This is a genomic window from Kineococcus sp. AC630, from assembly GCF_979255925.1.
Genome location: NZ_CEEDMJ010000038.1, coordinates 25,272 through 35,540 on the forward strand (window position 1 = coordinate 25,272; position 10,269 = coordinate 35,540).

A 10,269-nucleotide genomic window follows, 5' to 3' on the forward strand; every position below is an offset into this window, starting at 1 on the left:
CCCGTGCCCGAGGGTGACGTCGTCTGGCGCACGGCCCGGCGCCTGCACCGGGCGCTGGCCGGGCGTGAGCTGCTGGAGAGCGACCTGCGGTGGCCGAGACTGGCGACGGTGGACCTGTCGGGTCGGCGGGTGCTGGAGGTCGTGAGCGCCGGGAAGCACATCCTGACGCGGGTGGAGGCCGGTGGTGACGACCCACCCGTGACCTTGCACAGCCACCTGCGGATGGAGGGGTCCTGGTACGTCGAACGGACCGGTGACCCGGGCGGTCGGCGCTCGGCGTCGGGGATCCGGGCGGTGCTGACCACGTCGGAGTGGACGGCGGTCGGGCACAAGCTGGGGATGCTCGACCTGGTCCCGAGGGACCAGGAGGACGACCTCGTCGGTCACCTCGGCCCGGACCTGCTGGGGCCGAGCTGGGACGCCGCCGAGGCGGAACGCCGCTTGCTGGAGCGCCCCGACCGGGAACTCGGCGCGGCACTGCTCGACCAGCGCGTCCTCGCGGGGGTCGGGACGTTCTACCTGGCCGAGGCCTGCTTCCTGGCGCGGGTGACCCCGTGGTCGCCGGTGTCCGCGCTGGAGGACCCCGCGCAGTTCGTCGCACTCGTGCACCGGCTGCTGGACCTCAACAAGGACCGCGCGGACCAGGTGACCACGGGTGACCTGCGCCGGGGCCGGCAGAACTTCGCGCACGCCCGTTCCGGGTTGCCGTGCCTGCGGTGTGCGGGAACCGTCCGGGTCGCCCCCATCGGCACCCCGCCGCAGGACCGGACGGCCTTCTACTGCCCGGGGTGCCAGCGCGGGCCGGCCCCGACGGACGACGGCCGGCCGCAGCGCCCGTTGGGGAGCTCCGGCCGGCCGGGGTCGGCGCGCACGTACCGCACGCGTCGCTAGATCAGGCGGCGCTGACCAGACGTCGGCGCAGGATGAGTTCGAGCTCGTCGGGCAGGCCTTCGAGCTCGACGGCGAACTCGCTGCCGGACTCGTCGGTCAGTCCGCCGAGGGCGGAGTCGAGGGCGTGGTCGACGAGGGTGTCCAGCTCGCTGTCCTCGACCGGCGCGTCGGGGACGGCCTCGACGACGGGGACGGTCGGCTCGACCACGGGGGTGGGCACGATGCCTTCGGCGGCGTAGCGACGGGCGACCGTGGAGACGCCCTCCTCGCGGGCGATGCGACGGGTGACCTCGCCGAGCAGCTGCGAGAGCGGCACGTCGAGGGCGGTGCAGATGGAGGCCAGGAGCTCGCTGGAGGCTTCCTTCTGGCCGCGTTCGACCTCGCTCAGGTAGCCCAGCGACACCCGGGCGGTGGAGGACACCTCACGCAAGGTCCGCTGCTGACCGCGCCGTTCGTCACGCAGAACATCACCGATCGTCCGGCGGAGCACGACCATGCGGCGGCCTCCCTCAGGGAGTCGAACTGGCGCGAGGTGGCTGCCAGTAGTGGAATCACTACCGTACCCCGCCCGGGGCTTGAGGGTCGTGGTGGGAGCAGAGTTGCGCACGTCAGACTCAACTCCCGACGGGACGCGTGTGTTCCGCGAGGGCCGAGAGGATCTCGTCCAGCGCCGCGGCCACCACTCCCGCCCGCACTGCCGGCCGGTCCCCGGGGACCAGCAGCCGCACGTGCCGGGCACCACCCTCGATCCAGTCCGCGGCGATCCCCACGAAGGCCGTCCCGGCCGGGAACCCGTCCGCCGGGCCCGGACCGGCGACCCCGGTCGTGGCGATCCCGACGGCGGCCCGCAGGCGCGAGCGCGCCCCGCGCGCCATCTCCTCGGCCACGAAGCCGTCGACGGGCCCGGTGCGCGCGAGGGCGACCGCGTCCACCCCGAGGACCTCGGCCTTCAGCTCGGTCGCGTAGGCCACGACCCCGCCGCGCACGACCGCGGAGGCCCCGGGGACGTCCACGAGCGTCGCGCAGAGCAACCCACCGGTGAGCGATTCGGCGGTGGCGATCGTCGTGCCGGCCGCGATCAGCGCGGCGACCACCTCGGGCGCGGAGGTCACCGGCGCAGCAGCTTCGCCCCGGCCACGAAGTAGGCCCAGGCGCTCCAGAGGGTCAGCACGACCGCGACTCCCATGACCGCGGTGCACAACGGGTCCCACGCGGCGGGCAGGGGCAGCACGAACAGGCCCACGGCGATGGTCTGGACCACCGTCTTGATCTTGCCGCCCCGGGCGGCGGGGATGACCCCGCGCCGGATGACGATGAAGCGCAGCAGGGTGACCAGCAGTTCGCGGGCCAGGACGACCACGGTCATCCACCACCACAGCCGGCCCTGCAGCGACAGGACGATCAGCCCGGCGCCGATGAGCGCCTTGTCGGCGATGGGGTCGGCGATCTTGCCGAAGTCGCTCACCACCTCCCAGCGACGGGCCAGGTGCCCGTCGTAGCGGTCGGTGATGCTGGCGGCGACGAAGACGGCCAGCGCCGCGGTGCGCCACCGCCAGTCCGTGCCCCCGTCCATCGCCAGGAACCAGACGAAGACCGGGACGAAGACGATGCGCAGGACGGTCAAGGCGTTCGGCAGGTGCATCTTGTGCCACCCGTGGGAAGAACCGACCTGCCCCTCGACGCTCGTCTTGCTCATGGTCAGACCGTAGCCCTCACCAGCGGTTCCGCCAGCAGGTCCGCCCCGGCGACGCCGGTCACCCGCGCGGTCACCAGGTCCCCGACGTGGACGACGAACCCCGGCGGCAGCTCCAGCTCGGTCTCGCCGTCGACGTCCGGTCCCTGGTGGGCCGCGCGGCCGACGACGTGCGGGTCGCCGTCCTCGTCCACGACGCTCTCGACGAGGACCTCGACGACCTCACCGAGACGTTCCTCGGCGCGCTGGGCGATGAGCTCCTCGACCAGGCGGCTGACCCGCTCGTAGCGGGCGGCGACGACCTCGTCGGGCAGGTGCCCGTCGAGGGTCTCGGCCTCGGTGCCGTCCTCGTCGGAGTAGGCGAAGACCCCCACGACGTCGAGGCGGGCCCGCTCCAGGAACGAGCAGAGCTCGTCGACGTCCGCCTCGGTCTCACCGGGGAAGCCGACGATGACGTTGGAACGGATCCCGGCCAACGGGTTGCGTTCGCGGACCTGCTCGAGCAGCGCGAGGAAGGGTTCGGTCCCGCCGAAGCGGCGCATGCGGCGCAGCACGGCCGGCGAGGAGTGCTGGAAGGAGAGGTCGAAGTACGGCACGACCCCGGGGACCTTCGTCAGCGCGTCCAGCAGGCCGGGGCGCACCTCGGCGGGCTGTAGGTAGGACACCCGGACCCGCTGGATCCCCTCGACGGCCGCGACCCGGGGCAGCATCGCCTCGAGTGCCCGCAGGTCGCCGAGGTCCTTGCCGTAGGAGGTGGTGTTCTCGCTGACGAGGAAGACCTCCTTGACGCCCTGCTCGGCCAGCCACTGCGTCTCGGCGATCACCTCGTCGGCGGGACGGGACACGAACGACCCGCGGAAGGCCGGGATGGCGCAGAAGGTGCAGCGACGGTCGCAGCCGGCGGCGATCTTCACCGGCGCCCACGGGCCGGAGCCGAGGCGACGACGGATGACCCGGGGGCCGCTGGCCGGGGCCACGCCCTCGGGCAGGTCCGGCTCCACGATCTTGGCCTTCGCGGCCTGCCGCTCGGCCGGGGCCAGGGGCAGCAGCGTGCGGCGGTCGCGCGGCACGTGGGACTCGCGCTTCTCGCCGTTCAGGATCGCCTCGAGGTGGCTCGAGAGGTCGTTGTAGGAGTCGAAGCCGAGGATCGCGTCGGCCTCGGGCAGCGACTCGGCGAGGTCCTTGCCGTAGCGCTCGGCCATGCAGCCGACGGCCACGACGGCCTGGGTGCGCCCGGCCTCCTTGAGGTCCGCGGCGGCCAGCACGGTGTCGATGGAGTCCTTCTTGGCCTGCTCCACGAACCCGCAGGTGTTCACGACGGCGACGTCGGCACCGTCCGGGTCGTCCACGAGCGTCCAGCCGGCGTCGGCGAGGCGACCGGCCAGCTCCTCGGAGTCGACGTCGTTGCGGGCGCAGCCGAGGGTGACGAGCGCGACGGAACGCGACGGAACAGAGGTGGGGGGCACCGCACCAGGGTACGTGCCCTTGCGATCCTCAGGCGCTGCGCACCACGACCCTCAGGCGCTGCGCACCCGCTGGGCCTGCGGCACGGGGACCCGGCCCACCTCGCCGACCTCCGGGGGCTGCGGGTGCGGGCTGTCGTCCGCCTCCGCGGGGTGGGGGTGCTCCAGGGGGACGGCGTCCTCCAGCAGGGCCCGCATCGGCCGGGTCGGGCGGAACCAGCCACCGTCGGGCGGCAGCGCCGTGAGCCGGGTGCGGCCGAGGGAGACCTGGAACGCGCCGGGCACGTCCTCGAGGTCGACGAACTCGATGAGCGGGGACTCCTGGGCGTACCCGGCGACCTCCGCGAAGGACAGCACCACGCAGCGGACCCCCGCGCGGTGCAGCTCCTCCAGCGGCTGGAGGAAGTTGCGCCCGTCCCCGCTGGCGACGACGACCCGACGCAACCGGTGGCTCGCCTGGCGGGAGGCGATGTGCTGGAGCATCGCGTCGTCGACGTCGTCCTCGGGGTGGACCTTGGGACGGGCGAAGACGGAGTACCCGAAGCTGCGCAGGGCCTCGATCCACCCGCGCAGCGAGACCGCGCTCGTGGGGTGCACGTTGGTGAAGACGGACCCCTCGACCTCGTGGTCGGCCGCCTCGGAGAGGAACCACCGCGCGATCGCGTCGAAGCGCGGTCGGTCCGAGGACGCCGGGCGCGACCCCAGGATCGAGGACAGCGTCATGTCGATGTTGGGCGCGTCCCAGATGAGCAGGTCGAGGTCGCGACGCTCCGTCGGAGTCGGCTGGTCCCGCCGGACCGGCTCGTGGGGGCGGGGCGAGTCCATGCGCACAAAGTTACACGGAGAGTCACCATTGTGCGACGTTGTGCTTGCTCTCCGTGACGTGTCGTGCGGCGCAAGGAATCAGCGCCGGTCGAGCAGCTCCCAGGCGTCCTCGCCACCCTCGTCCCCGTCCACGACCTCGAGCTCCGCCCCGACCTTCGGCTCCGGCGCCGTCGGCGGCTCGTCGCCGCGCATGAGGGCCAACGTCCCCGCCAGGTCGTCCGGACGCACCAGGACGTCGCGCGCCTTCGACCCCTCGCTCGGGCCGACCACCCCCCGGGACTCGAGGAGGTCCATGAGGCGACCCGCCTTCGCGAAGCCGACGCGCAGCTTGCGCTGCAGCATCGACGTCGAGCCGAACTGCGTCGTGACGACGAGTTCCGTCGCCTGCAGCAGCACGTCGAGGTCGTCGCCGATCTCCTCGTCCACCTGCTTCTTCTGCGCCGTGACCACGACGTCGTCGCGGTAGGTCGGCTGCAGCTGCGACTTCACGTGCGAGACGATCGCCTCGATCTCGCTCTCGGTGACCCACGCCCCCTGCACGCGCATGGGCTTCGACGCGCCCATCGGCAGGAACAGCGCGTCGCCCTGACCGACGAGCTTCTCGGCCCCCGGCTGGTCCAGCACGACCCGGGAGTCCGCGAGCGAACTCGTCGCGAACGCCAGCCGCGACGGCACGTTGGCCTTGATGAGCCCCGTCACGACGTCGACGGAGGGGCGCTGGGTCGCGAGCACCAGGTGGATGCCGGCGGCCCGGGCGAGCTGGGTGATGCGCTGGATCGAGGCCTCGACGTCGCGCGGGGCGACCATCATCAGGTCGGCGAGCTCGTCGACGACCACCAGCAGGTACGGGTAGGGCTGGATGACCCGCTTCGAGCCCTCCGGCGGGTGGACCTTGCCCGCCTTCACGGCCTTGTTGAAGTCGTCGAGGTGCTTGAACCCGTACTGGGCGAGGTCGTCGTAGCGCAGGTCCATCTCGCGCACGACCCACTCCAGCGCCTCGGCGGCCTTCTTGGGGTTCGTGATGATCGGGGTGATGAGGTGCGGGATGCCCTCGTAGATCGTGAGCTCGACGCGCTTGGGGTCGACGAGCACCATGCGGACCTCGTCGGGGGTCGCGCGCATGAGGATCGAGGTGATCATCGAGTTGACGAAGCTCGACTTGCCGGCGCCGGTCGCCCCGGCGACCAGGAGGTGCGGCATCTTCGCGAGGTTCGCGATGACGAAACCACCCTCGACGTCCTTGCCGACCCCCATGACCATCGGGTGCTCGGTGCGGGTCGCGACGTTGCTGCGCAGCACGTCACCCAGCGAGACCGTCTCGCGGTCGGAGTTCGGGATCTCGATGCCGATCGCGGACTTCCCCGGGATCGGCGACAGGATGCGGACGTCGGCGCTCGCGACGGCGTAGGCGATGTTCTTGCTGAGCGCCGTGACGCGTTCGACCTTCGTCCCGCGGCCCAGTTCGACCTCGTAGCGGGTGACCGTCGGGCCGCGGGAGAAGCCGGTGACGGCGGCGTCGATGTCGAACTGGTTGAGGACCTCGCTCAGCGCCTCGACCACGCGGTCGTTGGCGGCGCTGCGTTCCTTGGGGACCGTGCCCGGGACCAGCGCGGCCGGCTCGGGGAGCGTGTAGGTGACGTCGCCGGCGAGCGCGAGCTGCTCGATCCGCGGCGGCATCGGCGTGTGCGGCGGGGCGGGCAGGTCCTTCGGCGTGCTCGCCGGGACGGAGGCCCCGTCGACGATCGGCGTGTCCCGGGCCTCCAGCGACTCGCGCACGGACGGCGGGTCGGAGGGGACGACCCGTCGCTGCCCCGGTCGGGGCCGGGAGGCGGCCTCCTCCTCGGCGGCCGCCAGCTCCGCCTCGGTGATCGCGGCACGGTCGAAGGCCTCGTCGCCGACGCGCGCCTCGTCCTTCTTCGGACGGCGGCGCTTCGGCTTCTCCTCGGCGGTGTCCCCGGCGGTGTCCCCGGACTCCGGGCCCTCGAGCGCCCGGGCCGCCCGCTGGCGGGCCAGCGCCGTCGCCGGCAGGTCCCGGCGGGCCGCCCGCTCCGCGTCGCGCGCAGCGCGCTCGGGGTGGTGGGTGAGACGTTCGTAGGCCTCGTGCACGCGGGTCGGGATGGCGTGCACCGGCGTCGCGGTGAGGACGAGGACCCCGAAGAACCCGAGCAGGACGAGGATGGGGACCATCACGTACGGCGTCAGCGCGGTCGTCAGGGGCCCTGCGACGAGGAAGCCGAGCATCCCGCCCGCGTCGGTGACGACGCCCGCGCCCTCCGGACCGGTCGGCGAGGGTGCCCCGGTCGCGAGGTGGACCAGACCGGCCGCGGACAGCGTCAGCGCGATCGACCCGACGACGGCCCGCGAGGTGGCCTGGGTCTGGTCGGGGTGACGCAGCAGGTGCACGGCCAGCCCGACGAGCACGACGGGCAGGGCCAGCGCGACCTCACCGAAGGTGCCGGCGACGACGGTGTGGATGACCCGACCCGCCGTTCCGGGCAGTCCCCACCACTCCCGGGCGGCGACGACGATGGCCAGGGCGAGCAGGAAGAAGCCGGCCCCGTCCCGGCGCAGCTCGGGGTCGAGGTCACGAGCGCCGTCACCGACGCGACGAGCCGTGCCGCCCACGAGGTGCGCGCACCCCATCCAGACGGCGGAGACGGCGCGGACCGGCCACGACGGACCGGAACGCACCGGGACGGCAGCGGGTCGCTTGGCGACCGCCTTGGCCGGGGCGCGGTTGGCCGCCGGCCGGCTCGTGCCGCTGCGTGCGGGTGCCTTGGCGCCTGCCTTCGTGCCACCCCGTGTTCCGCCGGTCACCACCTTGGTGGAACCTCCCCTACCGCTGGTCGTGCGCGCGTTCGTCGGGGAGGCCATGCGATCACGGTACCGATGACACGCTGGTCCAGCCCGCGGCGGGCGCGACTGCTCCGACCGAGCGGACGCCCAGCCGGTCCTCAGCGTCCCCCGGCCCGCGGGCGGACCGACGCCGACACGCCGCGCGCACCCGACACACTGGGGCGGTGGGCAGCGCGCGGATCGTCGGAGTGGACCTCGCCCGGGCGATCGCCATCGTCGGGATGATGGCGATCCACGTCTTCCCCGGCGAGGAGACCCCGGGAGCCGGTGGCGTCCTCTACGCCGTGGCCCACGGCCGGGCCTCGGCCCTGTTCGGGGTCCTGGCCGGGCTCTCCCTCGGCCTCTCGACGCGAGGACGCGGCGACCGGCGCGCCGCGGCACGGACGTCGGTCGTGGTCCGCGGCCTGCTCGTCGCCCTGCTCGGGTTGCTGCTCGTGGACGCGGGGAGCCGCATCGCGATCATCCTCCCGTACTACGGCGTGGCCTTCGTGGTCGTGCTCCCCTTCCTCTGGTGGCCGGCCCGACGTCTCGCCGTCCTGGCCGGTGGGTGGCTCGTCCTCGCGCCGGTGGCCTCCTTCGCGCTGCGCGCCGTCTACGAGCTCCCGGCCCGCTACGAGCAACCGACCCTGGGCTGGCTGTCCCGGCCGGGGGACCTGCTGGAGACCCTCACCCTCACCGGCTACTACCCCGTCATCGGCTGGGCCGGTTACCTGCTGCTCGGCCTCGCCGTCTCGAAGCTCGACCTGCGGAGCACCGTGGTGGGCACGCGGCTCCTCGGAGCGGGCGCCCTGACCGCCGGCGGGTCCTGGATCGCGAGCGCCCTCCTGCTCGGTCCGCTCGGCGGCCGCACCGCGCTGAGCCAGGTCCAGGACTTCTACGGCACCGTCCCCACCGGCACCCGGTGGTGGCTCGCGGTCGCGGCCCCGCACTCCGGAACCCCCTTCGACCTGCTGCACACGGCGGGGACGGCGCTGGCCGTCGTGGGAGCCCTGTGCCTCCTCCCGGCGGCGGTCACCCGCTTCCTCCAGCCGGTCGCGGCCTTCGGGTCCATGCCGCTGACGATCTACACCGCCCACGTGCTCGCCCTCGCCGCCTGGCCGGCGGACACGACGACCGTGCTCGTCGTCCACGTGTTCGTCGGCGTCGTGTTCGCGACGGGCTGGCGGTTGGCCGTGGGACGGGGACCGCTGGAGATCGTCGTCGGCCGGGCGGCCTCCGGGGCCGCGGCGCTGGTGCGGGCGCCGCGCCTACCCTGGACGGCGTGAGCACCCCCGGCGATCCCGGCCCGTTGTTGCGCAGCCTCCTCGCCGCGCTGGAGGCCACCCCCGACGACGCTCCCCTGCGCCTGCACGTCGCCGGGCTCCTGCTGAGCGCCGGTGACGCGGACGCCGCGCTGGCCCACGCGTCGCGCGTCCTCGCCCAGGACCCCACGTCGGGGCCGGCCCGCGACCTCGTGCAGCGCTCGCTGAGCCTCCCCGCTCCTCCCCCGGCACCCGTGGCCAAGCACGCCTTCGACTGGGCCAGCGCCGAGGCCGACCTCGGCCCCCTCGACACCAGCGGGCTCACGGCCCACGACGACGAGGTCGACCCCGGGACGACGGCCGAGGTCCAACGCCCCCGCGTCACCCTCGCCGACGTCGCCGGGATGGCCGAGGTCAAGGAACGCCTCGACCTCGCGTTCCTCGGCCCCCTGCGCCACCCGGAACTGCGGGCCCTCTACGGCAAGAGCCTGCGCGGCGGTCTGCTGCTCTACGGCCCTCCCGGGTGCGGCAAGACGTTCATCGCCCGGGCCGTCGCGGGCGAGATGGGCGCGCACTTCCTCTCCGTGGGGTTGTCCGACGTCCTGGACATGTGGATCGGGAACAGCGAGAAGAACCTGCACGCCCTCTTCGAGGAGGCCCGTCGTCACGCCCCGTGCGTGCTGTTCTTCGACGAGGTCGACGGACTCGGCATGTCCCGCACCGGCAACCGGTCCTCGGGGATGCGGACGACCGTGCAGCAGTTCCTCGGGGAACTCGACGGCATGGACGGCGACAACGAGGGCGTGTTCGTGCTGGCGGCCACCAACGCCCCGTGGGACGTGGACCCGGCGTTGCGCCGGCCGGGACGCTTCGACCGGATGCTGCTCGTCCTGCCCCCGGACGAGGCCGCCCGGATCGCGGTGCTGGAACACCACCTCCGCGACCGCCCCACGCAGGACCTGGACCTCGCCGGGGTCGCCGCCCGCACGGACGGTTTCTCCGGGGCCGACCTCGCCCACGTCGCGGACACCGCCGCGGAACACGCCCTGCGCGACTCGATGCGTTCCGGCACGGTCCGGCCCATCACCACCGCGGACCTCCGGCAGGCCCTGACCCAGGTGCGCCCCTCGACCGGTCCGTGGTTCGACTCCGCCCGCAACGTCGCGACCTACGCCAACGCCGACGGCAGCTGGGACGAACTCCAGGCCTACCTGCGGCGCCGTCGGCGCTGAACTCAGCCGGCGCCGGGCCGCTCGCCGCGTCCGACGGTGATCTCGACCTCCGCCTGGTCCGGCGCCGG

8 protein-coding genes and 1 pseudogene are annotated in these 10,269 nt (G+C 73.5%); 3 read left to right on the forward strand and 6 right to left on the reverse strand.

Annotated features, from left to right (window positions below; genetic code table 11):
• The first annotated feature begins 3 nt into the window (after positions 1-3).
• A complete protein-coding gene (locus AC0I8G_RS24710; protein WP_471732311.1) occupies positions 4-891 on the forward strand; it encodes a DNA-formamidopyrimidine glycosylase family protein in 888 nt (295 codons plus the stop codon).
• Positions 892-1,144: 253 nt separating this feature from the next.
• Here AC0I8G_RS24710 and AC0I8G_RS24715 read toward each other — a convergent pair.
• The 6 genes and pseudogenes from AC0I8G_RS24715 to AC0I8G_RS24740 all read right to left on the reverse strand — a co-directional run.
• A pseudogene (locus tag AC0I8G_RS24715) lies at positions 1,145-1,498 on the reverse strand (helix-turn-helix domain-containing protein); the annotation flags it as partial.
• Between the two features lie 7 nt (positions 1,499-1,505).
• Positions 1,506-2,003 (reverse strand): CinA family protein, encoded by a 498-nt coding sequence (locus tag AC0I8G_RS24720; protein ID WP_471732312.1) that lies wholly within the window; start codon positions 2,001-2,003, stop codon positions 1,506-1,508.
• The gene (pgsA, locus tag AC0I8G_RS24725) at positions 2,000-2,587 is read right to left on the reverse strand and encodes a CDP-diacylglycerol--glycerol-3-phosphate 3-phosphatidyltransferase (protein WP_471732313.1); all 588 of its coding nucleotides are present in this window, start codon (positions 2,585-2,587) and stop codon (positions 2,000-2,002) included. The genes AC0I8G_RS24720 and pgsA overlap by 4 nt, the downstream gene beginning before the upstream one ends.
• 2 nt (positions 2,588-2,589) lie before the next feature.
• Positions 2,590-4,050, reverse strand: a complete 1,461-nt coding sequence (gene rimO, locus AC0I8G_RS24730; protein ID WP_471732314.1) for a 30S ribosomal protein S12 methylthiotransferase RimO — start codon at positions 4,048-4,050, stop codon at positions 2,590-2,592.
• Between the two features lie 51 nt (positions 4,051-4,101).
• Positions 4,102-4,872 carry an NYN domain-containing protein gene (locus tag AC0I8G_RS24735; RefSeq protein ID WP_380259637.1) on the reverse strand — a complete coding sequence of 257 codons (771 nt, stop codon included), beginning with the start codon at positions 4,870-4,872 and terminating at the stop codon, positions 4,102-4,104.
• A gap of 78 nt (positions 4,873-4,950) precedes the next feature.
• Complete coding sequence (locus AC0I8G_RS24740; RefSeq protein WP_471732315.1) at positions 4,951-7,746, reverse strand: FtsK/SpoIIIE family DNA translocase; 2,796 nt, start codon at positions 7,744-7,746, stop codon at positions 4,951-4,953.
• Positions 7,747-7,892: 146 nt separating this feature from the next.
• On the opposite strand from AC0I8G_RS24740, the gene AC0I8G_RS24745 reads away from it, so the two are divergent.
• Complete coding sequence (locus AC0I8G_RS24745) at positions 7,893-8,993, forward strand: heparan-alpha-glucosaminide N-acetyltransferase domain-containing protein (protein ID WP_471732316.1); 1,101 nt, start codon at positions 7,893-7,895, stop codon at positions 8,991-8,993.
• Positions 8,990-10,201 carry an AAA family ATPase gene (locus AC0I8G_RS24750; RefSeq protein ID WP_471732317.1) on the forward strand — a complete coding sequence of 404 codons (1,212 nt, stop codon included), beginning with the start codon at positions 8,990-8,992 and terminating at the stop codon, positions 10,199-10,201. Before AC0I8G_RS24745 ends, AC0I8G_RS24750 begins: the two co-directional genes overlap by 4 nt.
• The last annotated feature ends 68 nt before the right edge of the window (positions 10,202-10,269 follow it).